Annotated in this window: 26 protein-coding genes; 5 read left to right on the top strand and 21 right to left on the bottom strand. The window is 35.2% G+C overall.

All coding sequences use genetic code 11. The annotated features are described in order from the left end of the window. Positions 1-776 precede the first annotated feature (776 nt). The 4 genes from DRF65_RS18330 (at position 777) to DRF65_RS28560 (ending at position 2,946) form a co-directional block, all read left to right on the top strand. On the top strand, positions 777-1,496 hold the full coding sequence (locus DRF65_RS18330; RefSeq protein ID WP_115972195.1) for an AAA family ATPase: 720 nt from the start codon (positions 777-779) through the stop codon (positions 1,494-1,496). After that, positions 1,493-2,242, top strand: a complete 750-nt coding sequence (locus DRF65_RS18325; RefSeq protein ID WP_115972194.1) for a YggS family pyridoxal phosphate-dependent enzyme — start codon at positions 1,493-1,495, stop codon at positions 2,240-2,242. The genes DRF65_RS18330 and DRF65_RS18325 overlap by 4 nt, the downstream gene beginning before the upstream one ends. 6 nt (positions 2,243-2,248) lie before the next feature. After that, positions 2,249-2,680, top strand: coding sequence for a hypothetical protein (locus DRF65_RS18320; RefSeq protein WP_115972193.1), 432 nt, complete (start codon positions 2,249-2,251; stop codon positions 2,678-2,680). Between the two features lie 92 nt (positions 2,681-2,772). Beyond that, entirely contained in the window at positions 2,773-2,946 is a 174-nt protein-coding gene (locus tag DRF65_RS28560; RefSeq protein WP_165852266.1) for a hypothetical protein, read from the top strand. A gap of 66 nt (positions 2,947-3,012) precedes the next feature. Here the strand turns inward: DRF65_RS28560 and DRF65_RS18315 are convergent, their stop codons facing one another. Beyond that, a complete protein-coding gene (locus DRF65_RS18315; RefSeq protein WP_123947380.1) occupies positions 3,013-5,703 on the bottom strand; it encodes a T9SS type A sorting domain-containing protein in 2,691 nt (896 codons plus the stop codon). Between the two features lie 75 nt (positions 5,704-5,778). After that, on the bottom strand, positions 5,779-6,564 hold the full coding sequence (locus DRF65_RS18310; protein WP_115972191.1) for an FG-GAP repeat domain-containing protein: 786 nt from the start codon (positions 6,562-6,564) through the stop codon (positions 5,779-5,781). Between the two features lie 247 nt (positions 6,565-6,811). On the opposite strand from DRF65_RS18310, the gene DRF65_RS18305 reads away from it, so the two are divergent. Continuing rightward, complete coding sequence (locus tag DRF65_RS18305; RefSeq protein ID WP_115972190.1) at positions 6,812-7,219, top strand: helix-turn-helix domain-containing protein; 408 nt, start codon at positions 6,812-6,814, stop codon at positions 7,217-7,219. A gap of 113 nt (positions 7,220-7,332) precedes the next feature. Here DRF65_RS18305 and gcvP read toward each other — a convergent pair whose 3' ends face one another. From gcvP to DRF65_RS18210, 19 genes are all read right to left on the bottom strand, one after another. Beyond that, positions 7,333-10,191 carry an aminomethyl-transferring glycine dehydrogenase gene (gene gcvP / locus DRF65_RS18300; protein ID WP_115972189.1) on the bottom strand — a complete coding sequence of 953 codons (2,859 nt, stop codon included), beginning with the start codon at positions 10,189-10,191 and terminating at the stop codon, positions 7,333-7,335. A 611-nt stretch (positions 10,192-10,802) separates the two neighbouring features. Then, positions 10,803-11,450 carry a J domain-containing protein gene (locus DRF65_RS18295; protein WP_115972188.1) on the bottom strand — a complete coding sequence of 216 codons (648 nt, stop codon included), beginning with the start codon at positions 11,448-11,450 and terminating at the stop codon, positions 10,803-10,805. 443 nt (positions 11,451-11,893) lie between these two features. After that, the gene (locus tag DRF65_RS18290) at positions 11,894-12,541 is read right to left on the bottom strand and encodes an alpha/beta hydrolase (RefSeq protein WP_115972187.1); all 648 of its coding nucleotides are present in this window, start codon (positions 12,539-12,541) and stop codon (positions 11,894-11,896) included. 170 nt (positions 12,542-12,711) lie between these two features. After that, positions 12,712-12,969 carry a hypothetical protein gene (locus DRF65_RS18285; RefSeq protein WP_115972186.1) on the bottom strand — a complete coding sequence of 86 codons (258 nt, stop codon included), beginning with the start codon at positions 12,967-12,969 and terminating at the stop codon, positions 12,712-12,714. 91 nt (positions 12,970-13,060) lie between these two features. Beyond that, positions 13,061-13,393, bottom strand: a complete 333-nt coding sequence (locus DRF65_RS18280; RefSeq protein WP_115972185.1) for a hypothetical protein — start codon at positions 13,391-13,393, stop codon at positions 13,061-13,063. A gap of 11 nt (positions 13,394-13,404) precedes the next feature. Next, on the bottom strand, positions 13,405-13,959 hold the full coding sequence (locus DRF65_RS18275; RefSeq protein WP_185148472.1) for an RNA polymerase sigma factor: 555 nt from the start codon (positions 13,957-13,959) through the stop codon (positions 13,405-13,407). A gap of 826 nt (positions 13,960-14,785) precedes the next feature. Beyond that, positions 14,786-16,792, bottom strand: coding sequence for a S9 family peptidase (locus DRF65_RS18270; protein WP_115972183.1), 2,007 nt, complete (start codon positions 16,790-16,792; stop codon positions 14,786-14,788). Positions 16,793-16,963: 171 nt separating this feature from the next. Then, on the bottom strand, positions 16,964-17,419 hold the full coding sequence (locus tag DRF65_RS18265; RefSeq protein ID WP_115972182.1) for a DoxX family protein: 456 nt from the start codon (positions 17,417-17,419) through the stop codon (positions 16,964-16,966). 75 nt (positions 17,420-17,494) lie between these two features. Further along, on the bottom strand, positions 17,495-17,953 hold the full coding sequence (locus DRF65_RS18260) for an SRPBCC family protein (protein ID WP_115972181.1): 459 nt from the start codon (positions 17,951-17,953) through the stop codon (positions 17,495-17,497). 48 nt (positions 17,954-18,001) lie between these two features. Continuing rightward, positions 18,002-18,430: an SRPBCC family protein gene (locus tag DRF65_RS18255; protein WP_115972180.1), complete on the bottom strand. Its 429-nt coding sequence runs from the start codon at positions 18,428-18,430 to the stop codon at positions 18,002-18,004. Positions 18,431-18,498: 68 nt separating this feature from the next. Continuing rightward, positions 18,499-19,332 carry an SDR family oxidoreductase gene (locus DRF65_RS18250; protein ID WP_115972179.1) on the bottom strand — a complete coding sequence of 278 codons (834 nt, stop codon included), beginning with the start codon at positions 19,330-19,332 and terminating at the stop codon, positions 18,499-18,501. Between the two features lie 48 nt (positions 19,333-19,380). Then, positions 19,381-20,247 carry a VOC family protein gene (locus DRF65_RS18245; protein WP_115972178.1) on the bottom strand — a complete coding sequence of 289 codons (867 nt, stop codon included), beginning with the start codon at positions 20,245-20,247 and terminating at the stop codon, positions 19,381-19,383. Positions 20,248-20,491: 244 nt separating this feature from the next. Then, the gene (locus DRF65_RS18240) at positions 20,492-20,731 is read right to left on the bottom strand and encodes a helix-hairpin-helix domain-containing protein (RefSeq protein WP_228438783.1); all 240 of its coding nucleotides are present in this window, start codon (positions 20,729-20,731) and stop codon (positions 20,492-20,494) included. A 35-nt stretch (positions 20,732-20,766) separates the two neighbouring features. Continuing rightward, entirely contained in the window at positions 20,767-21,180 is a 414-nt protein-coding gene (locus DRF65_RS18235; RefSeq protein ID WP_115972177.1) for an SRPBCC family protein, read from the bottom strand. A 74-nt stretch (positions 21,181-21,254) separates the two neighbouring features. Next, positions 21,255-21,686, bottom strand: coding sequence for a VOC family protein (locus tag DRF65_RS18230; RefSeq protein WP_115972176.1), 432 nt, complete (start codon positions 21,684-21,686; stop codon positions 21,255-21,257). 103 nt (positions 21,687-21,789) lie between these two features. Further along, positions 21,790-22,575: an alpha/beta fold hydrolase gene (locus DRF65_RS18225; protein ID WP_115972175.1), complete on the bottom strand. Its 786-nt coding sequence runs from the start codon at positions 22,573-22,575 to the stop codon at positions 21,790-21,792. Between the two features lie 3 nt (positions 22,576-22,578). After that, positions 22,579-23,103 (bottom strand): DinB family protein, encoded by a 525-nt coding sequence (locus DRF65_RS18220; protein WP_115972174.1) that lies wholly within the window; start codon positions 23,101-23,103, stop codon positions 22,579-22,581. 195 nt (positions 23,104-23,298) lie between these two features. Then, positions 23,299-23,760: a hypothetical protein gene (locus DRF65_RS18215; RefSeq protein WP_115972173.1), complete on the bottom strand. Its 462-nt coding sequence runs from the start codon at positions 23,758-23,760 to the stop codon at positions 23,299-23,301. Between the two features lie 28 nt (positions 23,761-23,788). After that, complete coding sequence (locus DRF65_RS18210; RefSeq protein WP_115972172.1) at positions 23,789-24,199, bottom strand: VOC family protein; 411 nt, start codon at positions 24,197-24,199, stop codon at positions 23,789-23,791. Positions 24,200-24,232 lie beyond the last annotated feature (33 nt).

Below are 24,232 nucleotides of genomic sequence, written 5' to 3'. Positions count from 1 at the left end.
TGTTTTACGCTGAAATTTTACACATAAAATTCTCATTTCACATCAATACTATGCGTTACATTACTTATTGTTTGTTTTATCAAGTCTAATATAGAAGTCTACAAACGCTTAACATTTTCATATTTTTTTAAAGACAGAACAATAAATATATTAATAAATTCGCAATAATACATTAACAAAATGTAAACAAAAAATCTCTTAAAAATTAAATAAAACACCCATAACACACTGATATACATCATAGTGATTTGCTTTGGCACGTGATTTGAAAGCTGTAATATTGCAATTGAAAGATTGATAAAAAAAAGTCAAATAATTAAAAATAATACAAAATGGTAACTTATATCGGTATCGCAACATGTTTAGTAGTATTCTCATCATATTTCATGACAGCAAGAAGAGAAAGAAACTAATCACTCAAATAAATAAGCCTATAGCAAAACTATACTAATTATATTGTTTTATGTTTTTACTCTGAGAAATCAGATTGCTCTTTTACCTATGAGGTAAAAGGGCCCAAAAACATAAACAAAAAGATCTTAGTTTCATAACAAATTTTTATATCCAAATGATGAATCCGAACATTAGTTCGGATTTATTTTTTATAGTAATTAAGCTTAATATTTAAATTATCTGCTAAAACCACCTCATTACTTATTACTCATCATTAATCACCCATACTCATTCCTGGCCTACCCGCTTATTCTCAATCAGGATGTTTACGTCATTTAATAAAGCCTTATCTTTGTTAGAATCTAGAACCATTAATTGCTACCATGAATCTGTACAATCTCATTATTCAAGATAAAGAACAGGTAAACCTTAACGATGTATTTCTCAGTAAGAACAACAGGGAACAGCTTGTACAGCTTATTAAGGAACATACCTACAGCAAGGAACTGCAGGAATACGGTCTTCCGGTGAATCATAAGATTCTTCTTCAGGGAAGCTCAGGATGTGGGAAAACAATGACTGCCAAAGCAATTGCAAGTGCTCTGGGGAAAAATATTATCATTTTAAATTTAAGTAATATTGTTTCATCCCGAATAGGTGAAACTTCTCAGAATATCAAAATGATATTTGATAAAGCCGGAAGGGAAAGATCTGTTCTATTTCTTGATGAGCTGGATCAGATCGGAAAAGCAAGAGGCAGTGATGATAAAGATGTGGGTGAAATGAGACGATTAGTCAATACTTTGCTTCAGCTTATTGATTATTATCCTGAAAACGCACTTTTACTATGTGCCACCAATCATCCTGAGATTATTGATACAGCTCTACTGAGACGTTTTCAGCTGAAAATCAATTATGAAATGCCTTCTCCAGAATTTCTGGATACTTTTTATGACACTCTCCTCAATCGATTCCCTGAAGATATGAGATCCATTGAAAGGAAATACTCCATTTCTTTTGCAGAGGCTAAGGATTATGCTTTAACGGCTGTGAAAACAGCTCTTATTCAAAAGCTGGAAACTAAAGAAACCATCCGATCATGAAAGAAGACATCCTTCACAACCTGAAAGTCATCGATACCCGGATTCAGAATGCCTGTAAAAAAGCAGGAAGAAATCCTGATGAAGTTAAACTACTATTAGCAACCAAAACAGTTTCCGCAGAACGTATTAAAATTGCTTTGGAAAACGGACAGACTCTCATTGCAGAAAATAAAGTTCAGGAGCTGAAGGAGAAATATGAAGAGCTAAAAAAAACGCCTCACATCAATCATTTTATCGGACACCTTCAGACCAATAAAATTAAAGATATCCTGAAATACGACATAACCTGTATACAGTCGCTTGACCGCCTGGATCTGGCAGAAAAACTGCATCAAAGGCTTTTAGCTGAGAACAGAACAATTGAAGTTTTGATTCAGGTCAATACTTCGAATGAGGAAAGCAAGTTTGGAATAGATCCCAGCCAGACCATTGAATTAACCCGAAAGGTTTCAGAATTCTCTACATTAAAAGTAAAAGGATTGATGACTATCGGCTTATTCAGCGCAGAAAGTGAAAAAGTAAGACAGTGTTTTAAAATTCTTAAAAACCTGCAACAACAAATCATCCGTGAATATATTCCCAACATCGAAATGAAGGAATTGTCAATGGGAATGAGTGGTGACCTTGAAGCCGCCATAGAAGAAGGAGCTACTATTATACGTGTTGGAACGGCTGTATTTGGAGCAAGAATCTATCCGGACAGTTATTATTGGGATGAAGGAAACAATGATAAGAGTAAAAAATGACGAAATATGTTCTATACATTTAAAATAAAAATAAAAGAGGGAACAACTGCAAAAAATGTCACTGATGCTGCACGCGATTCATTTATGGAAAGAGAAGTAAATGATATACAAATTCATGACAATATAATTACAGGAAAAGACAGTCTTTTTAAACTCGATTTTTCAAAAAGATCTCCCCTGATATTATCACCCGGCAAAGAATATTTTATTTACAATGAAAGTGCAAAAACTCTAACGTATAAGGTTGAAGCCTTTTATCCCATCCTATTTAATCTGCTGTATGCAGGTATTCTTTTCCTAATTTTATATTTCTTCGTTCAACATTTGATCATAGAACTTGTGATTCCCGGCTTATTTTTTATTATTCTTACCACTGTTGATTATTTCCAACATCAGGCGGTGATTGCTAAAGTCTCCCGGAAAATAAACGAAAACTAAATATAGCAGTTCCTAAAAACCGCTTTACATATAGTCCACAAAATCGGTATACTTTTTGATGATAAAACATTAATAACCAAACAAATGCAATTATGATCAGAAAATTACTATCGAGCTGTCTTTTATTGACAGTATTATTCTTTTATTCATGTGAAAAAGAAAACACACAGATGAAAAGTGGAATCTCCATTGAAACGATTTCAATGATAACTGTTCTTACTATGGGAGTAGCCATTCTGGTGGCTTACAGCTATAAGAGAAGATAATAGCATTAATATATTAAAAAACACCTCTCAAAAATGAGAGGTGTTCCTATTTATTGATACCGGATTTTATTTCTTTACAACTTTAGCTTTAGTCACCTCTTTATTCTTTGAGGTAATATTCAGCATATAAATTCCTGTCGGAAGCTCCGTAATATCGATTTTGTTTACATCCTGAAATTCTTTCAGCTTTTGTCCTGCCATATTATACACTTCCACCTTTTCAGAAATAGCCTGGGTATTGATTGTAATAATTCCAGTAGTTGGGTTAGGATAAATCCTTAAACTATTTTTCAATTGCTCCTGAGTTCCTAATGTCTGATTAATAATCTTAGTTGAGACCACATTAGTAGCAATTGCCGGATTATAATCAAAATAGATATCAGCAGTATCATTAATGATATCATTTACCTGAACATTTGCTTTAGGCTTCACTTTATAAGTAACAAACCCATGTGAATTTGGTTCATCATTAGACCCTGGAAGATAGATCCCATTGAAATTAAACTCTATATCATGTCCATCAGTAATTTTTACCTCGTTTGCATGGCTATAAGACTCCAAAACTAAAGTAGAGCTATCGAGTTTGGAATCTAAAAGATTATGAATCTTTACTTTTTCTGCAAAATGGTTTCCTGTATTCTGAAAACGGATGATATAATGCAGATATTTATCAACATCCTGTAAAAGCACTTGCGGACCTTCAATAACTGTTATATCATTTGGATCATAAGATCCCACAATAGTTTGCAGTAAATTAAATTCGTTATCAGATGGATTTATATCACCAATGACATTGGCTGCTCCATGCACACCCAGCTGTTCGCCAATATTGTTTGCCGGCATTGGAAGAACATTAAATTTCAGCTCAATAGTTTTTGTTTGAAACGGTGCCAGATCCTGATAATTAAAGATTATATTCCCATTATTTTGTGATGTAGGTATGGCAGAAGCCTGAAGGAAACTGATCTTTGCATTATTATAGCTGAAGGAAATATCTCCACTCACTTTCTGGGTTCCTTTATTTATGATTATCATTTTGTATTTTGTATCAAATCCTGGTCTGGCTGTTAAAATCGGATAGATACTCATTTCTATGTCTTTATATACCTGATTGGGAGCAATACAAAAATCAGCAGTACGTGTCGTTCCGGTTGCTGCAAAATTATAGGAATCATTTTGGGGGTTTATACTATAATCAGGAAGAACCTTATCCACAAACGTGTTATACTGCCCCTGTTTTGCTACGAGTGAATATTCACCGTTCCCATTGGTAAAAGTGGAATACTTATGAGCAGAATCCTGTGTGGAGACCATCATCATAGTCGCTGAAATATCATTCACATCACAACCGTTATTATCAATATCATACCGTACTTTTCCTTTTATTTTATTTTGGAAAGCAGCTCCCGTTTCAAACCATGAGATCATGTATTCTTTATCATTAGCCAAGTATTTTGATCCTACCACTAATTCCTTATTTCCGTCTCCATTTAAATCGGTACTCAGCAAAGATGCTGCAATTCCCATATTATTATTGGTAATTAATTTCGGAACGTTATCATAAATTCCATTGCCGTTATTTTTATACCATCTTAGTTTTGGTTCCGTTTTAGAGTTAGTGACAATATCCTTAAGTCCATCACCATCAATATCAATTGTAGTGAGTGCGAATGGCCCTATTGCAGTTCCGGCTCCTACAATTTTCCCCTGTCCGAAATTCCCTGCTCCATCAGTATTTTCAAACCAGCTTATTTTATTTCCATTATCATTTACGTAAGAAATATCATTATCTCCATCACCATCCAAATCCGCTATATGAAGTTTGATATATCCAAACAAAGAGCTGGCGACAACATGTTTTACCGTAAAACTTCCCTGCCCGTTTACATTTTCATACCAGATAATGCTACCATCTAAAAGAGCGATAACAAGATCCAGATCTCCATCTCCATCCATATCAGCATTTTTAAATGAAGTAACATAACTTGTTATGCTATCCAAAAATTCTGTAGGAGCACCAAAATTCCCATTACCTGTATTCATTAATACAGTCAGTTTAGTGGCATTTCCTATATAAGCAAAATCTTTCTTACCATCGCCATTAAAATCACCTACTGTATTAAGATGGCCCAGGCTATTTCCTATCGTATGTTCTGTATTAAAATCTCCTGTTCCATTATTCTCAAGCCATACATATTTGTATGTTGTAGGATTGGTATCCAATTCTTTATTAAAAATAATATCAGTATCCCCGTCATTATCAATATCAGCCAACGACATATCAGAAACATACTTCATATTATTTTTTATTATTTTCTGCTGATCTGAAAAGCCACCATGTCCATCTGTATTTTTAAACCATGAAATTTTACTTGAAGACATTGCTACAATATCTGCGTCCCCATCCCCATCAATATCTCCTGTTTCTACTGATGAAAGCCCGTAAACATCTGTTGTAAGAATTTTCTCAGAAGAAAAATTGCCTGTCCCGGTAATTCCTTCGTACCATGCAACTTTACTGTCTCCTGCAGAAACGGATACTAAATCAATTTTTGAATCATTGTTATAATCCGCAGCATCAAACTGGGAAATTCTTATTGCATTTTGAGAAACAATCTGTTCAGCTCCGAAAATACCGTTCCCCAGGTTCTTTTTCCATGATAATTTATTATCCCATAATACACAGAATACAAGATCCTCCATACCATCTGCATCAAGATCAAACATTTTCACTCCAAACCTTTTTACATTTTGCACAGTATACGGTTTATAAGGAACATTGGATATTAAGATAGAGGGAGAGAAAGTACCTGCCCCATTTGTATTTTTATATCATTTAAACTGTTTAACATTCCCATTTTCAAATAGGTGAATGATATCCAAATCTCCATCACCATCCACATCACCAAGGTCAAAAAACTCACCTAATGCAAAATCATCAATCTCCTGTTTGAAGGTAAAGCTCCCATTCCCATTATTTTTGTACCACCTTAATATCCTTGTCGCATTAAATCTAACCAGAAGATCCGGTTTGTTATCATTATCCAGATCTTTCAGAATAACAGAATCCGGTTTTTGAAGAGAGGTAAAAATAAGTGCTCCCTGAGTAAATATTCCATTTCCGTTATTTATCAACCATGTTCCCGAGATAGGCTGATGAAAATAAATATCCTGATCTCCATCCCCATCGATATCACCAACCCTGAAAAGAGAAATACTCTCATCTACCAATTTAACTGGCTGGCTGAAAGAAGCAGCAGCTCCAACTCCAGTTCCTTTCATGAGAAACAGGCCTTTTGCAGTACTAAAAATAATATCCGCTTTTCCATCCCCATCAAAATCTGCACTGTCAAAATCATTAATATATTCAACAGGAGATTCATAAATAAGTTCCGGATGTTCAAATCCATTGCCTTTATTCTTTATCCAGAAAAGATTGCGGTAATAGGTTTTAACCAGAATGTCTTTTTTGTTATCGTTATTAAGATCCCGTGAGAGCATATCTTCAGGATCAGGGATCCCAAAAGTTCCGTCAATAATTAAATTCTGAGGTAACCCCGTTTGAGAAAATCCCATTAAAGATGCCAGGGAAAAAGCTAAGATGATTATTTTTTTCATCCAAAAGTTATTTGGTTATTAATTTTAATTTTCAGCAAAAATAGAAAAAATAGTAAGTATTCATTAAAAATATACATAACTATCATTAATACTATAAAAAATCACTAAAATTAAATGACCCCCCATAGAATGTACTTACTCATTATTCAAAAACAAAGCTTCTACTGAATTACAAAAGTAGCCTCACGCTTCCATATATTTTTTTATCTTTACTATCCGAACCATCAATTAAGCTTAAAAACCACCAATGGAACAAAAAATACATCAGGGAAGAAACGTAAAAAGATTCAGAGAAATGCTGGGCATCAAACAGGAATCTTTAGCATTGGATTTGGGTGATGACTGGAATCAAAAGAAAGTCTCATTATTGGAACAGAAAGAAACTATTGAAGACCCTCTTCTTCAAAAAATTTCTGAAGTTTTGAAAATTCCTGTGGAAGCATTCCAGAATTTTGATGAGGAACAAGCTATAAATATTATTGCAAACACCTTTCAAGATGATGCCGTGGCCTATGCTGAGCAATACAAATGTAATATCAATCCATTGGACAAAATTATCCAACTTCATGAGGAAAAAATTGCTCTTTACGAAAGAATGCTGACGGAAAAGGATGATATGATGTCTAGATTAGAGGCATTAATTAAAGGCAAATAAATAAGATTATAATACATAACACTTTACAAAGTCAGGAGACTTTGCAGAATTACAAAAAATACAAATCCCTCTCATTACTGAAAGGGATTTGTTATATCTAGAAAAAATTCTAATTACATATAAGCTTCAATCGGCTCACAAGTACATACTAAGTTTCTGTCTCCGTAAGCTTCATCTACTCTTGATACAGAAGCGAAGAATTTGTGGTCTCTTACCCACTCTAATGGATAAGCTGCCTTTTCTCTGCTGTATGGTTTATCCCAAGAATCAGAGATCACCAATTGTTCTGTGTGAGGAGCGTTTTTCAATACGTTATTGGCCTGATCAGCCTGTCCGTTAGCAATCTCATCAATTTCATGCTTGATAGAGATTAAAGCTTCTGCAAAACGATCGATTTCAGACTTGCTTTCAGATTCTGTAGGCTCAATCATTAATGTTCCTGCCACAGGGAAAGAAACTGTAGGAGCATGGAAGCCATAATCCATTAATCTCTTCGCCACATCAGCCACTTCAATTCCTAAAGATTTGAACTGACGGAAATCTACGATACATTCGTGAGCCACTCTTCCGTTTTCGTTTGAATATAAAATTGGGAAATGCTCAGCTAAAATTACCTTAAGGTAGTTAGCATTCATAATTGCATGTCCGGTAGCTTTTTTCAGGCCTTCAGTTCCTAACATCTTGATGTAAGAATAAGAAATATTCAGGATTAATCCTGAACCGTAAGGTGCTGCAGAAATACCATCGATTGCTTCTTTAGTTCCGATTTTGATATTTGCATTGGAAGGAAGGAACGGCACCAGGTGCTTCGCAACACAGATTGGACCTACTCCAGGACCTCCACCTCCGTGAGGAATTGCAAAAGTCTTGTGAAGATTTAAGTGACAAACGTCTGCTCCAATGTTTCCCGGACTTGTAAATCCTACCTGAGCATTCATGTTAGCACCATCCATATACACCTGTCCTCCGTGCTCGTGGATCAGGTTAGTAATTTCCTTGATGTTAGCATCAAAGAATCCGTAAGTAGACGGATATGTAATCATTACAGCTGATAAGTTCGCTGAATGTAATTCTGTTTTAGCTTTAAGATCTTCGAAGTCGATTTCCCCGTTTTCAAGGTTTTTCACAACTACGATTTTCATTCCTGCCATTGCAGCAGAAGCCGGGTTGGTTCCGTGTGCAGACTGAGGAATCAATACTACATTTCTGTGGTGATCTCCTCTTGAAATATGGTATTCTCTGATGACCATTAATCCTGCATATTCTCCCTGAGCTCCGGAATTTGGCTGTAATGAAGTTCCTGCGAAACCAGTGATTGTTGCCAGATCTTTTTCAAGTTCTGCAATCATCTGCTGATATCCTCCAGCCTGATCTACCGGTACAAATGGGTGTACACTTCCCCAATCTGCCCATGAAAGTGGCAACATTTGAGTCGCAGCGTTCAGTTTCATCGTACAAGATCCTAAAGAAATCATTGAGTGTGTCAACGATAAATCTTTTCTCTCAAGACGCTTGATGTAACGCATCAATTCTGTTTCCGTATGGTATCTGTTGAATACTTCTTCTGTAAGAATCTGATCTTTTCTCAGGTTTTCTTCAGGAATGCTGTATCCTTCTTTGATTTCTAATTTGAAAGTCTGCTTGTCTTTGAACTGAGCGAAAGAAGCCATCAGATAGTTTAATTTCTCTAATGTAGTACTTTCGTTGATCGCAATACTTACCACCCCTTCTGTGAAATAGTTAAGGTTAAGTCTGTGATCCTGCATCATTCTCATCAGCCTTCCTTTTTCTTCTTCAGGCATCGTGATTTTCACTGTATCAAAGATAGGCTCTTCTACTACCTGATATCCTAATGCTGCAAGCCCTCCTTTCAAAGCATTTGCTTTAAAATGGATTTGATCAGCGATATAATTTAATCCTTTTGGACCGTGGTAAACAGCATACATTCCCGCCATTACCGCTAAAAGAACCTGAGCAGTACAGATGTTTGAAGTTGCCTTCTCTCTCTTAATATGTTGTTCTCTTGTCTGTAATGCCATTCTTAATGCACGTCTTCCGTACATATCCTGAGAAACCCCAATAATTCTTCCAGGGATATCTCTTTTATATTCTTCTCTACAAGCAAAGAATGCCGCGTGAGGACCTCCGTACCCTAATGGAATACCAAATCTCTGAGAAGTTCCTACTGCACAGTCAGCACCCATTTCAGCCGGTGATTTCAATTTCACCAATGCCATAGGATCACATGCAACGGCTACCTGAAGGTCTATTTTTTTATATTCAACAATGTTTTCTGTATAATCCAGAACAATTCCGTTTTTACCAGGATATTGTAATAGAACACCATAGTAAGAAGCATCAAATGCATGCGTCTTGTGGTCACCCACAACCACTTCAATTCCTAACCCTTCAGCTTTAGTTCTCAATACGGAGATTGTCTGAGGTAATACAAGGTCAGAAATAAAGAACTTATTAGCTTCTCCTTTCTTCTGGTCTTTCGTTCTGTTGTTAAAGAACATGTGCATTGCTTCAGCAGCTGCAGTAGATTCATCCAACAAAGAGGCGTTAGCAAGACCGAATCCTGTAAGATCACACACTACAGTCTGGAAATTAAGAAGAGCTTCCAGTCTTCCCTGTGCAATTTCTGCCTGATATGGTGTATATGCAGTATACCAACTAGGATTTTCAAAGATATTTCTCTGAATAGCTGATGGTAAAAGGGTATTGTGGTATCCGAAACCGATATAACTTGTATAATCAGTGTTCTTTGATGCCAACTCTTTAGAGTGATTCAGCATTTCGTACTCCGAAAGCGGTTCTGAGATCTCAAGATCTTTTTCTAAACGGATGGAAGAAGGAATGGTCTGAGAAATTAACTCTTCAATACTAGAAACGCCAAGTTTTTCCAACATCGCCTGTTTATCGGCTTCATTTAAGGAAATGTGACGGCTCACAAACTGTTCTGTATTCATTTTTATTTATTAGATTTTGTTTGTAAAAAGATGGGTAAAATTACAATTTTTTACACGATTGTACAACAGCATATCTGCAATGATAATTCACTAAATAGTTTAGTTACGACAACCTTATCAGCTTTTGATAGCTATTAAATATAGTTTAGTTTATTTTAAACAACTATTATCTCAATATTACAAATAGTATTCAAAAATACAGGCAGTTTATTATTAATAAAACAATGAGTTATTCCTTGAAAATTGGAAAAAATTTTAAAATAGGATTGAAAATATTTTTATTTATAACAGGTAAAAAGTATATGTTTTGGTATGAAAATGTGAAAATTTAAATTCAAAATACAGTCCGATTTTAAAGTAATCTGAGATTGTAAAAAGGAGCTCAGTCTGCTATTCATCAGGTTTTAAGAATTTTATGAAATTTTATTAATTATATTTATTCTAAATTAATATATTTGCAACATGAATATGATTGTCCCGTTTAAAGTTCCACCTTTGGCTCCAGTATACTCATTCAGCAATGAAGAGATGTTTTGCGAAAAGAAATCGTGCTGCAAAAAATTCAAGAAAGGGAAAAGATGTAAAAAGTGCCCCGGAAGAAAGAAAATGGCTTAAAAAACTTCTTTTATCAGGAAATATAAAGCAACTGCCAGTACAATAACACCCCAAAACAGTATAACAATTTTGGGCTGGCCGGATTTGTTCATCACCGTTCTAGGCTGTGGCTTAAACATTTCATCCACTGTATTTTTGAATTTGTCAGTATCATTTTCAAAAACTTCAGTAATGGTAATTCCCTGAACTACGGTTTTATGCAATAGTGAATTGGTTGCATGAAGCAGTAACTGGAATTTTCCGTCTTTAAATTCTGTAATCTTAAAAACTCTTTCACCATAAGGTTTTTCAAGCCCGAAAGGCAGAACCTTTACCACATCCGCATTGCTGGTCTGCCAGCTGATAATAATTTCCTCCCCTTTTTTCACATGAATCTTATTGGCTGTAAAAGTTTTAATGACAGGTGGAATATTATATCTGAAACTTCGTTGATGACTTTCTAAATTCTGATCATAACTACGTCTGCTTACAGGATCATTCAATGTTTCATAGGCTTCCTGAATTTCACGAAACCGGTCTGCAAAAAAATCGTCATTCTCATTTTTATCGGGATGATATTTCAGAGAGAGCTTGCGATAAGCCTTTTTGATGTCTTCTTCTGAAGCATCCTGCGATATACCGAGAAAATAGTAGTAATCTTTCATTGAGCAATACAAAAATAAGGATTTATTTTTCTTTTTACTTTGTATTCAACGTAAATAATAAGCTGTTGTTCCTAACAAATATCAATATATTATAATGCTTAACTCTATCCGTTTTTACAATTGCGAGCAAGCAATCTTAATGTTACATATGACATCAGTGTTGGAAAGCACAAAATCGTAAGATTATTGATAAGCATTGTGTTTTATTTTATCTGCAATAAAATTGAATACTACATGTTTGATGGCCACTAATGCACAAATGAGTTTATTTGCATAATACCTATGTTCCTATGTGGTTTAAAAAATTACCACATAGGAACATAGAAAAGACTTTTTTTAATTGATATTTAAAGTATTTTTTTTTCGCGCATTCGTGGCAAAAAATCTGTGCTTTTATGCTTCTCAACAAACCATACGAAGTTAATTACCTGTATTCTCCATAGTTATTTACGATTGATCCATTCTTTTGTTGGAATAATCCAGGCATCAAGAGCTTTAAACAAAAATCCGTGGTTCAATCCTGTATTAAGCTCAATCTCTTTAAAATCTTTGATATCTGATCTGATAAATCGCTGCTCCTGCGATAGAGGAACATGTCCGTCATCCGATTTTTCTGTAATGGAAAGTATTCTTCCATACAATCTGAAATTTTCATCTTTCTCTAAAGAATCATCTTTAAAACTAGCACCAATAAAAACAAATTTCAGCTCCGGATTTTTTTCATACCAGGAAATATATTGTGCAATATAACCGCCTTGAGAGGTTCCTACAACTGTAATATTTTCAGCTTTAACTCCCTTTTTAATAAGACGATCAATCTGTTTCTTTATTTTCAGAGCATATACTGCCGGATCAGTATTAGGTTTTCTTTTCTCAAAAAGAATAACATTACTGCTGTCTTTCAACTGATGAAGGACTTTTTCATACTCTACAATACCATATTTAGGATGCGCTTCATCTGCTGAATGGTCCTCCAGAAATTTGTTGTGCAAAAAGAAAATATATTGCTTATTCTTCAATTCAGATTTCTGTCCATATACAACAATAGAAAAAAAAGCAAGTATGATGATGAAAATATTCTTCGGTATCATGATTGTGAAATGAAAGAAGAACAAATTTAGTCTTTAATCAATACATTCACTGCCAAAACATTCTTAAATTCTGCAGAATGGCCTGGTTGGCTTAAAATAAAAAAATTCGGGCTCGGGAAGCAAAGCTTCCCGAGCCCGAATTAAACAATTTCAATTTAGTTATTTACTTTTTATGCTTCGCAGGTATTATCCTTTCTGCAGCATCTTGAACTGAATTCTTTTTTGAATTTTCCTTTCAGTTCCTGATATTGATCATCATTCATTTCTCTGATTTTATCGGCTAATCCGAAAGGGGATTTTTCTTTGATTCCGTATTCATCAAAAATACCTCTGATAAATCTTTTTCTTTGTACTGCTTTTTTAGCGATTAAGGCTACACCCACAACGGCTAGTGCTCCAAGAGCTCCTTTTAATGCTGAATTTTTCATTTTTTCAAAATTTTAAATTTTACTACTTCTTGTTTTTTATAAAGACGAATGAATTTTAATTTTACTTTACTACTTCTTTAAAATTTTCAAATTATTCGTTATTTCTGTTGAAGAATCCTCCGGAGCATCTGTTTCTCCAGGCTTCTTTAAATTTCTCTTTTTCTTCGGGCGATAATCCTTCCATTTTCTCTCTCATTTTTCGTTCTTTGAAATCTCTCATCCCTTTTCCGAAATGAAAACCTCCGAAAAGAATCTTACTTAAGATCAGGATTCCCATCGCCTGCCAGTATGTAATGGATTTTACCCCTAAAATTTCAGGAAGAAGGCAATTCCACAGCGACATTACGATCCAGGTAACGGCTAGGAGAATTAATGGTGGACATAACAATAAAAAAATCCAGCCCTTTTTGTGTTTATAATTCATAATTTCTTTTTCTAACTTTTTAAATCTTCGTATAATCTTCTCAATCTGTTTCTCAGATGCTTCACAGCATAGTTTTTTCTACTGATGATGGTTTTGATGTTTTCTCCCTGTTCATCAGCAATCTCCTGGAGGGTTTTGTCGTTCAGTTCATTTTCTACGTAGACCAGCCTTTGTTTTTCGGGAAGTTCATCAAGCGCTTCAAACAGTTTTTTCCAGATCTCATCCTGAAACATTTTCACTTCAGGCCCGGCACTTTCATCCATCAATAAAATATCTTTGATAGAAAAGCTTCCGTCTTCATCTTCATAGACGAAATCTTCCAGATTTTCTGTTTTCTTTTTACGGTAACGGTCTGTAATCTTATTCGCCGTTACCCTGTACAACCAGCCCCCAACATTCACAATCTCGGAAAGATTGGTAATACTGCTGAACTGATACCACACTTCCTGCAGAATATCTTCCGCATCCTCCGTATTTTTCACTTTGGGACGAATATAGGACATCAGCTTCCCTCCGTAGTTCGAAACGGTTTGTGAGATGATACTGTCTTTATCCTTCTGTGGCATTGTTATTTTTTCGACAACCTCCATACTGATATGACGGCTATCCTTTTTATTTTACTTTAATAAATTTAAAATATTTTTCTGGAATTTCTGTTTTTCTTTTATTCATCAGGCTTTTATTTCATCTGTTTATATATTCAGCCACTCATTATTTATTACTATTCATTTTTTTCAGGAGCTATTTCCTGCTATCCGCTCATACTCCTCGCGCCGTACTTACGCCAATATACGCTGTGAGGTAACCGCTTCTATGACTAATTGTGGAGAAAAGACGAACCTTGACAGGTTTTGAAAACCTGTCAAGGTTTGGGGGAACCATTCCTTAATAAACTATAAAACCTTTGTAAGATCATTATTGAGATTCTTCATTACGTTTTGCTTCATTCACAATGATAAAGAAGCGGTTGATTTTTTTATTTATCTCGCGGATTTAGCAGATCTAACAGATGATTGAGGCTTAAAAATTATATGAAATATTTGAGAGATTATTTACACTTCGTTTCGCTCTGAATAACAAAAGTCGTTATTCTATCTATTAATCTATAGAAGAACAACTTTTACCATAATATAAAACTCGCTAAACAATAGATTACGAATTAAGAATCTGCATTATCTGTGAAATCCGTGAGAAAATATAGGCATCATTCAATTTTATCGCAGATAAAATCCTTGCGCCTTAAAAACATAAAGCAATTCAATAAATTTGCTTCCTTGCGTTGTCCAACCTCAGCATCCAATTCTATAAAGATTGCTTCGCTACGCTCGCAATGACAAAAAAGAAACGGAAGACATTACATCCTCCGTTTCAAAAATTATAAAAATTGCCTGTTTATTTTTTATTGAAATTCTCAGCAAAGAATCCCAGCATTGATTTATACAGTTCGATTCTGTTAGGCTCTTTTCCAAATCCGTGTCCTTCATCATATTTTACCATGTAAGGAACTTCGAAACCTTTGGCACGCATTGCTTTTACAATCTGATCAGACTCATTGATATTTACCCTAGGGTCATTGGCTCCCTGTACTACAAATAATGGTTTCTTGATTTTATCAATCTGAAACACCGGTGATACTTCTTTAGCAATTTTAGCTTCTTCAGGATTATCCAGGTCATACCAGATCTGTTTTACCATTTCTTTATAGGGCTTCCAATATTCAGGGAAAGAAGCAAAGAAGGTAAAAATATTAGATACTCCTACGTAATCTACTCCACACGCATATAGATCCGGAGTTTTAATTAAGCCCATTAAAGTAGCATATCCACCATGGCTTCCTCCATAAATTGCTATTTTATCTTTGTCTATCCAACCTTGGCTAATAGCATATTTTACTCCGTCTTCCACATCATCCATAGCTTTTCTTCCGATTTGCTTATATCCAGCTTTCTGGAACTCTTTTCCATAGCCCCCTGAAATTCTGAAGTTCACCTGAAGCGTCGCATATCCTCTGCTTGCAAACAACTGCGTCTCCGGGTTGAAGCCCCAATGATCTCTTATTCCCTGAGGACCACCATGAGGATTGACAATCAGAGGAACTTTTTTCCCTTCCAATGCTGCTTTAGGCAGTGTAATATATCCACGAATGGTTAATCCGTCTCTGCTTTTGAATTCGATAGGTCTCATTTCAGCCATATCTTCTTCTTTCAGCTGTGGCATAAGATTGTAAAGAAGTTTTGTCTGCTTGGTTTGGGTATCATACTCGTAATAGGTTCCGTATAATTTATCACTTCCCACCACTACCAAAAGCTTCTCATTATTATCATCAGAGGAAACAATACCAAATTCTTTATCTTTAAACTGCGCTTTTAATTGATCATCAATTTCTTTATAAAACTTACTTACAGGAACTGTTTCTCCTTTTAATCCTTCATAGCTGACATAATCCAGTTCGTAATTTCTGTTCTTACCCGCAACACTTATTGAACTTACGTCATATACAGGGTTAGCATATACTTCTTTGATCACAGCATTTTTTTTCAGATCGTACAAAACAATTCTTGCTTTATCACCATCTAAATTGGTCACTACATAAGCTTCATCCTTATTTTTAGAATGATCATTAAACCTGATAATACTGAAGGTATCTGACCAGTCTGCAGATTTCAGAAGATTAAATTTTCCAGTCTGTAAATCTTTGTAATACGTTTTCGTAGTCAATCCGTTTTCAAGAACGCTGTATCCTCTTAAATTTCCGTCTTTATCAAAAATATACCCGTCAATAGGACTGTTGACATCTTTATTTTCATACAGCTGAGTCGTTTCTCCTGTTACAAAATTGATTTTAAATGGCTCGAAGATCTGCTTATTGTTCTTATTCATCGTAACCACAACGAAGTCGGAATCTTTTATAGGAATAATTTCTCCTAAGGTGATTCCGTCAAATGGTGTTAAATCTTTAAGATTCGTTCCATCTACATCCGCAGCGTATAAGTGGATATTTTCATTTCCACCTCTATCCTGAGTGTAAAACAGACGGCTTTTATTCAGCCAGCCATAGGCTTTTATCAGATCATCTTTTTCAACAATAGCTTTAGTAATCTTCCCCGTGTTCAGTTCTTTAACGTATACGTGGTTTTTGCTGTCCTTATCTTTTTCTTTGTAAGAAAGGTATTTTCCATCAGGAGAAATTTTAAATGCTGAAGCTTTGGGCCTTGCAAAATAATCTTCTACTTTATATTTGAAGGTTCCTTTATCGTAGGACACCAGTTTTTCAAGATTAGCTTTGGTAGACGGAAGCGTAGGATCTCCCGGAAGTTTACTTGCAGAATTTTGTGCGTTAATCATAATAGCAGAAAGTACAATATAAGCTGTACCGAAAATTTTGGAATTTAGATTCATAACTTACGTTTTTAAAGTTAAAAACAGAGTCTTCAATTCAATATTTCATCAATAAAAAATCAGATTCTTTACAGATAAGACAGTCAAAAAGCATAAAACGTTACAATATTTAACATTTCTTTTGAATATTTCGAAATAAAAAAGCAGTCCCGAAGACTGCCTGCATGTTCATTATAAATACATTCCGAAGTACCAGGTCCAGGCTATTAAAATAATCTGCATGGGAATTCTTTGAGTATAAAGGTATTGCATTCCCGGCCCTGTGTAATCTGCTTTAAAAATATTAATATTCTTTTGGGATGAATTGATATTGGCGATAAAAACCAATATATAAAAGATAATCAATAAAACTGCAGTTGTTTCACGAATAGCAGGAATCATCAGCCCTATTCCGGCGGCGATTTCCAGAAAGCCTGTAAAATACACCCAAAAGATTTTAGCAGGAATAAAACCGGGAATCATCATTGCCATTCCCTTCTGGAATTTAAAATGGGAAAATCCTGTAAATACAATAAAGACTGCCATCCCGAGATTTCCCGAAAATAAAAGATCCGGCTTTCCCTGAAATACCATTGTTCCCAGTAAAGCTAATATAAATGTACCGAAAAGAATTACTAATAATTTCATATTTTTCTGAATTGATAGATGAGAGTTAACACAAGAGACATCAATTACAAAGCCTACAACTTTGAATATCGAGCTCTACACTGAACTAAGATTAACTCCTTCTGCCAGACTCTTCACCACCATCAATCCTTTTGTAAAACCTGTATCCATGTGATCCCGCCATTCTTTATCTACCTGAACTTCTGTATGAAGCTTTGTCTTTCCATCAAAATCAGTCAGAAAATATTTCTCAAAGCAACCGCTCCACTCCATAACCTCTTTGCTTTGTGTATCTTCTACTCCATTTTCGGTCATTCCTAAATGCTTAAAAACAATTTGACGGGGTTCGTCCATGCTGTCTATGGTAGAAACCATTCCATCACCTTTTTCATTAAGGAAATAGGTCTTTCCACCAACCTGCCAGTCGGATTTCATAACAGAAGATCCGGCACCAAAGTATTTTGTCCACTCACTGTATGTTTTAGGACCCCAGAGAATATCCCATACTTTTTGGAGAGGAGCATCTATTATTGTTTCGTACGATAGAGTTTCCATATTGTAAATTTTTGTGGTTGATTTGAATTATTTTTCATCACTACAGCTTTAAAGCTGATTTTCAGAAAGATGTTTAATAATATTAAGAGCTTTGGGGAATTTTTCTTCAAAAAATGTTTTAAACTCAGCTGGAGTTTTAATAACTGTTTTCAACAATGTTCCTTCGTCATTTTCTTCCAGGATGTAAGACTCCGTTGCATCCCCCCATTCTTTAGCAACTTCAATTCCTTCATAGATCTCCCCTAAATGCAGAAATTTTATTTCCTGATTGGGAATCATTTTTTCAACCCGGCTGTACATTCCATTATGTTTGGGGTCAAGGAATTTTATGATATTATTTTCTTCCAATACTCCTTCATAAAAAGACCCTTCTGTAAAAGCAGTCGTCCATTGTCTGTAGGTAATACCTCCCCAAAGGACGCTCCATACTTTTTCTGGTTCTGCATTAATTTCTATTTCATATGATAATTGTTCCATAATTTTTTTAATGTATTAAGTGGTATAAATTTGAGGATTTGAAAGTATAAATATGATAAAATACTGAACTAGCCTCCGACAAAATCTCCACCGTTGATATGAATCACCTCACCTGTGATATAATCAGCATCTTTAGAGGCAAGGAAAACATATGCTGGAGCAACTTCTGATGGCTGACCGGCCCGTTTCAGTGGAGTATCTTTCCCAAAGGTTGAAAGGTCGTCAAAGGCTTCTTTTACGAGCGGTGTCCAAATAGGACCTGGCGCAATGCCATTAACTAAAATCTTCTTTTCTGCAAGATTATCAGCCAATGAACGGATAAAAGACAGTACAGCTCCTTTTGTTGCTGCATAATCAATCAGATGATTGCTTCCACGATAGGCTGTAACAGATGTTGTACAGATGATTCTGCCTCCTTTTCCCATCAGCGATAGAAAATTCCTAGTAAAAGAGATCATAGAAATGATATTGGTATCAAAGGTCTTTTGAATCTGTTCGTCAGAAATTTTTTCCAAACTGTTTTTTGAAGTGTGAATACCTGCATTATTGACTAAAATATCAATATTCTTCCAAGCTTCTTTAACCTTATCAAGACACTTATTTCTGAATGCTTTCCTGGTAAGATCTCCTTTGATCAAAAGACATTTTCTGCCCTCTTTTTCTACTAATTTTTGGGTTTCTTTAGCATCATCGTCACTTTCTTTATAAACAATAACAACATCAGCTCCTTCTCTTGCAAAATGAACAGCCACCGCCTGTCCTATTCCACTGTCTCCTCCTGAAATAACAGCTTTTTTATTCAATAGCTTTCGGCTTCCCTGATAGTCATTCCTGATAATTTCCGGGAATAGCCCATCTTTAGGGACTTTAGACTTAGATTGTGATTTGTTCTGTGTTTTCATAAGCAAACCTTTTATCTAAACAGCATCAAACAACAAGCCGAAATATCTTTAAGAACTATAAGCGTCTTCTAAATCCTGAATAATAATTTTCTGCATTTTCATCATAGCCTGCACCACTTTATATGCTTTTTCCTGGTCAGAATCGTTCATTAGCTGAATGAGTCTCTTAGGAACGATCTGCCAACTGAAGCCATATTTATCTTTTAGCCAACCACACATACTTTCCCTGCCTCCGTTTGCAGTAAGGGCGTTCCAATACATATCCGTTTGTTGCTGATCATCTGTCATAACCACCATTGAGATTCCTTCATTAAAATCAAACTGATGATCATAAGAATTATCCATACAGAATAATGAATATCTGTCAATTACAAAATTGGCATGCTGAACATTTTCTGCCGGCTCCGGTATAGGATGCCCTTCACTTCCCTCTCCATATTTCAGGATGTTTCCAATGCTTGAATTGGGAAAAGTTTGAGTATAAAGCTCCATTGCTTCTTTTGCTTTACCGTTATTTTCATGAATAAACATCAAAGTAGGAACTATTTTCTGTTCCTGTGCTTTTTCTCCTAAAAACAGTTGCCATGTCACTCCATATTTATCCTGCACCCAACCATATTTTTTACTCCATGAATAAGAACCAAGCTCCATCAGGGCCATCCCTCCATCTACTAACTGATCCCAATATTTCTGCACCTCATCTTCTCTATCACAGATGACCATAAATGAGACCGAAGGGTTCTTTTTAAATTGAGGTCCTCCATTAAGAAGCATTAATCTTTGTCCGAACAAATCAATATTCATTACTACCGGAGTATCTGCTGTAATCTCACCATCAAAAACCTTACAGTAGAATTCTGCGGATTGTTTGGCATCTCCGTCATACCAGAGACATGGGAAAATATCGTTATTCATAAGTTTAAATTTTATAGTTGATTTTGTATTGTTTATAATTTTCAGAAAATGTTCTGGCTATATTGAAATTCATTATTACACTTTGTTTTATTCAGAATAGCAAAGACACTTATTAATTTCATGGTAAAAAAAATCATAAGTATAAAAAACATGAAGCAAAAGAAATCTTATGTCCTTGCATTCAAAGAAAATTACATTCATCTATCTGCAACGACACGATAAAAAATCCAGGTGTTTTTTACTTTTATGCTTCTTTAAAACACATTTGATGCTCCTTCATATGATCTCTCAGCTTCATCATCGCATTTTTTCCGAAACCATGTAACTGTAGAATTTCCTTCTCAGAATAATCTGACAGCTTTTCCAAAGAATTTATTTTTTCCTTTTTCAAGGCCTTTCTGGCGGGTACTGCAATTACTCCCAGAAGAAAATCGTCTTCCGGATCATAGCTGACCGTATAGATGGAATTCAAACTCTTTGACATGATAACTAAATTGATCATGGCTACAAAAAATATTTTTAGTGATTCTCAACATACTTATGGAAATTGTTGAGAATAGCATACCAGCCTTCTCTCTGCATTTCCACAGAATTTTGTTTCTCCGGATCGAAGATTTCAGTGACCTTTGTGGTATTCTCATCGATCTTATCAAAGATCACTTCTACATTACGGCCATCTTCCATGTGATATTTTATAAGTTCATGCGGGTTTACTTCATCATACACCCCTTCAAAATCAAATGCAAAGCTTTTATCTTTTGCTTCCATTTTATTCTTAAATTTCCCTCCTACTTTCAGATCATTTTCAGAACTGGGACAATGCCAGCTTTCATGAGCAAAATTCCATTTTGTGATATGCTTGGGTTCATTGAAGTAATTCCATACTTTTTCTACCGGCGCTAAAATGGTAATGTCTATTTTAATTGGATCCATAATTTATTTTTTTAATTGAACAAAAGAGCTGCCCGAAAACGGGCACCCCTTGTTATAATTAGTTAAATATAAGATTATTTCCCGTATTCTTCATTATAATTTACCATCCAATGAACACCATATTTGTCCTGAAAACTACCAAAATAATCTCCCCAAAACTGGTCTTCAATAGGCATTTCTATGTTTCCGCCTTCAGAAAGGCCTTTAAAAATTCTGTCCGCCTCGTCTCTTGAATCCGGGAAAATAGAAACATAGTTATTATTCCCTACATTTAACTTCTGTCCGAAGCTTGGAACAATGTCAGAAGCCATTAACAGATCATTCCCGATTGGAAGTGCAATATGCATTACTCTGTTCTTTTCTTCCTCAGAAAGGTTTTCAGTTCCCGGAGCATTTCCCATTTTATGAACTTCTCCTACGAATTCACCTCCAAAAACAGATTTGTAAAAACTGAAAGCTTCTTCAGCTTTTCCATCGAAATTCAGGTACGGATTTAATTTTGCCATGATTTTTAATTTTAAAATGTTATTTATTGTTTTATTTAAACGCAATGACACAAATAATTTTACAAATAGCACCAATGTCCTGGTGTAAAAGAAATGAGTGTAATTAATGATTATGGTGATTTAAAAATATTTCTACTTCTTTGGTTGTAAAGTCGATTAAATTCTCGTTGAGGCTGCCATCAAAATCAGCCATCATATACGTTCCATGGGTTGCAGGAAGAATCATCAGCTGTGAGTTTTCTACCAGACGCCACATTGCTACGGTATGTTCCGGTTTCATTACATCTTTATCTCCACTGATGAATAAGGTTGGTGATTGTATAGAACTCACTACCTCATCACCCCAGTCTACAAAGGTTTGCATTCTCTTACTATCCTTCTCAAAAAGGTTTTCCAACTTAGAAAAGTCAGGATTCAGGTTCAGAAAGTTAATTTTGAAGGGCTCCGGCATTGAGTCAAAGGTTGCTTCATCCATCATTTCAAAAAAGCCATCCATCATTCCGTTTCTTTTATAAAATGCTGAAGCCACTACCAGTTTTTTTACGATTTTGGGATGGCGATTCCCAATCTGCATCACGGTATTCCCTCCATTACTGAATCCCCAGAATGAGGCTTTCTCAATATTAAGGGCTGCCAAAAGCCCTGCTACATCATCAGCATCCTGTTCAAATGTTTCAGGAATATCGCGGTGCTCACTTCGTCCATGATTCTGGAGATCAATACCAATAAGCTGGAATCTACTTTCCAGTCTTGTAATAACCTCTTTAAAGTCATACAGAATGGAAGAACCTCCTCCGTGAATTAAAACCAAAGGTTGACCGGATCCATAAATTTCATAATACAACTGAATTCCGTTAACCTGCTTATATCCTTTTTCTACCGGATTCATAGATTAGTATTTAATGTTTTCATCCACACCATACTTCATTCCCGGATAGTCTAAAATTCTACGCATAAGACCAATCTGTCCACAGAGATAATCTTCACGCCCAATACACATTCCAGCAAAGTTGAGTTTGGTTTCTTTAACAAAAGGAATATTCATTCCGATTTCGAAAATTTCATCCAGCTCTTCGTTTGTAACTTCCAATAACTTTTGATATACTTTTGAAGAAATATCATGAAAGTTTTTCTTCAGATCAGCTAACGTTGGATATTTAAAACTTTCGTCCAAGGCCTTTCCCTGAAAGAACAAGTCATTATTAGGATCCTGTTCCTGAAGACCAAGTACTCCGCCTAAGCCGTAGCGCATATTCACAAAGTTTCCTGCCATCCAGACAATATGGTTGGTTTTGTTTTCAATTCTTTTCAAAGCATCTTCTTCCGAAATGCCATCCAAAACATTGATAAAGCCTTGGGTGTGCATTCTGTAGGCCGGAATAATGACTTCTATTTTTTTTGATTTTGGCGTGTCCATTATTTTATTTTTTGAGATTAAAGGTTGGAAAGGCGCAAGATTATTGATAAGCGTTGTGTTGTAAGGTGCAAGGATTTTGCCTGTGATAAAATTGAATGACGCATATATTTTTCTCGCAGATTTTACAGATTACGCAGATTTTTTGGAGTAACCATGTTATTTTTTAACTTTTGTGTCAATCTTTGAGCTGGCATGCTATTTTATGCCTCCGGATTTCCCTAAGAGTCTACGAATATAGCCCAGCTGCCCCGAGTGATAGTTCTCATGAAAACAGAGCGTTCCAATATCATTAATATTTTCAGGATTAAATTTTTCGAGGGTATTTAATTTCGTTTCCAATTTTTCCTGAGATTCTTTCAGATAGGATTTTAATTCTTCAAAATCTATAAATTCATCTTTCTTTTCTAAAGCAGTAACTCCTCTTTTGTAAGCTGAAAATGGATCTCCATTCCATAGTGATTCTTCTCCCAGAATATTTAACAATCCATTTCTTACATCAATCAGGTGCCCTAATACCCAATTCATACAATTAGCTTCACCATTAGGGAAAATCATTGATTCCTCATGGGTAATTCCCTCAATATTAATAAGAATCACTTTATAGGTCACTCCTACCTGATGCTTCACCAATTCTATTTCATTTGATTTTGTTTCCATTTCTCATATGATATTTTGGATTAATAGACTATTCGGAAGGGATTTGAGAGGCATCTGCATACATTACTTCCCATTGATGTCCATTTAAATCAGCAAAAGCATTTTGATACATCCATCCATGATCCATAGGCTCGCTGTATTTGGAACCTCCATTTTCAAGAGCAGCTTTTACCATCTGATCTACTTCCTCTCTGCTTTCTACACCAATAGCAAGAAGCACCTGAGTGGTATCCCCTTTGGCAAAAGGTCTGTTGGTAAAGGTTTGAAAAAATTCTTCTTTCAGAAACATGGTGTAAATATGATCTTCTTTCATCACTACACACACTGCTTTATCATCTGAAAACTGTTCGTTAATAGAAAACCCAAGCGTTGTCCAGAATGCTCTGGTTTTCTGTACGTCTTTTACGGGTAAATTGACATAGATCTGATTGATTTTCATTTTGTATAAATTTGGTGTTAAACTTTTAACCAA

This window comes from Chryseobacterium pennae (assembly GCF_003385515.1).
Lineage (GTDB): Bacteria > Bacteroidota > Bacteroidia > Flavobacteriales > Weeksellaceae > Chryseobacterium > Chryseobacterium pennae.
The sequence above is the reverse complement of the archived record's forward strand: the minus strand, read 5'-3'. Positions and strand labels throughout refer to the sequence as shown.

Coding starts and splice junctions, on each gene's coding strand:
- DRF65_RS18245 (WP_115972178.1), bottom strand. CDS start 20,247: ATGAATAACGATATTTTCCCATGTCTCTGGTATGACGGAGATGCCAAA.
- DRF65_RS18225 (WP_115972175.1), bottom strand. CDS start 22,575: ATGAATCCGGTAGAAAAAGGATATAAGCAGGTTAACGGAATTCAGTTG.
- gcvP (WP_115972189.1), bottom strand. CDS start 10,191: ATGAATACAGAACAGTTTGTGAGCCGTCACATTTCCTTAAATGAAGCC.
- DRF65_RS18220 (WP_115972174.1), bottom strand. CDS start 23,103: ATGGACACGCCAAAATCAAAAAAAATAGAAGTCATTATTCCGGCCTAC.
- DRF65_RS18210 (WP_115972172.1), bottom strand. CDS start 24,199: ATGAAAATCAATCAGATCTATGTCAATTTACCCGTAAAAGACGTACAG.
- DRF65_RS18230 (WP_115972176.1), bottom strand. CDS start 21,686: ATGGCAAAATTAAATCCGTACCTGAATTTCGATGGAAAAGCTGAAGAA.
- DRF65_RS18235 (WP_115972177.1), bottom strand. CDS start 21,180: ATGGATCCAATTAAAATAGACATTACCATTTTAGCGCCGGTAGAAAAA.
- DRF65_RS18330 (WP_115972195.1), top strand. CDS start 777: ATGAATCTGTACAATCTCATTATTCAAGATAAAGAACAGGTAAACCTT.
- DRF65_RS18260 (WP_115972181.1), bottom strand. CDS start 17,953: ATGGAAACTCTATCGTACGAAACAATAATAGATGCTCCTCTCCAAAAA.
- DRF65_RS18285 (WP_115972186.1), bottom strand. CDS start 12,969: ATGAAAAATTCAGCATTAAAAGGAGCTCTTGGAGCACTAGCCGTTGTG.
- DRF65_RS28560 (WP_165852266.1), top strand. CDS start 2,773: ATGATCAGAAAATTACTATCGAGCTGTCTTTTATTGACAGTATTATTC.
- DRF65_RS18255 (WP_115972180.1), bottom strand. CDS start 18,430: ATGGAACAATTATCATATGAAATAGAAATTAATGCAGAACCAGAAAAA.
- DRF65_RS18305 (WP_115972190.1), top strand. CDS start 6,812: ATGGAACAAAAAATACATCAGGGAAGAAACGTAAAAAGATTCAGAGAA.
- DRF65_RS18325 (WP_115972194.1), top strand. CDS start 1,493: ATGAAAGAAGACATCCTTCACAACCTGAAAGTCATCGATACCCGGATT.
- DRF65_RS18275 (WP_185148472.1), bottom strand. CDS start 13,959: ATGCCACAGAAGGATAAAGACAGTATCATCTCACAAACCGTTTCGAAC.
- DRF65_RS18320 (WP_115972193.1), top strand. CDS start 2,249: ATGTTCTATACATTTAAAATAAAAATAAAAGAGGGAACAACTGCAAAA.
- DRF65_RS18240 (WP_228438783.1), bottom strand. CDS start 20,731: ATGTCAAAGAGTTTGAATTCCATCTATACGGTCAGCTATGATCCGGAA.
- DRF65_RS18295 (WP_115972188.1), bottom strand. CDS start 11,450: ATGAAAGATTACTACTATTTTCTCGGTATATCGCAGGATGCTTCAGAA.
- DRF65_RS18310 (WP_115972191.1), bottom strand. CDS start 6,564: ATGAAAAAAATAATCATCTTAGCTTTTTCCCTGGCATCTTTAATGGGA.
- DRF65_RS18250 (WP_115972179.1), bottom strand. CDS start 19,332: ATGAAAACACAGAACAAATCACAATCTAAGTCTAAAGTCCCTAAAGAT.
- DRF65_RS18265 (WP_115972182.1), bottom strand. CDS start 17,419: ATGAAATTATTAGTAATTCTTTTCGGTACATTTATATTAGCTTTACTG.
- DRF65_RS18280 (WP_115972185.1), bottom strand. CDS start 13,393: ATGAATTATAAACACAAAAAGGGCTGGATTTTTTTATTGTTATGTCCA.
- DRF65_RS18290 (WP_115972187.1), bottom strand. CDS start 12,541: ATGATACCGAAGAATATTTTCATCATCATACTTGCTTTTTTTTCTATT.
- DRF65_RS18215 (WP_115972173.1), bottom strand. CDS start 23,760: ATGGAAACAAAATCAAATGAAATAGAATTGGTGAAGCATCAGGTAGGA.
- DRF65_RS18270 (WP_115972183.1), bottom strand. CDS start 16,792: ATGAATCTAAATTCCAAAATTTTCGGTACAGCTTATATTGTACTTTCT.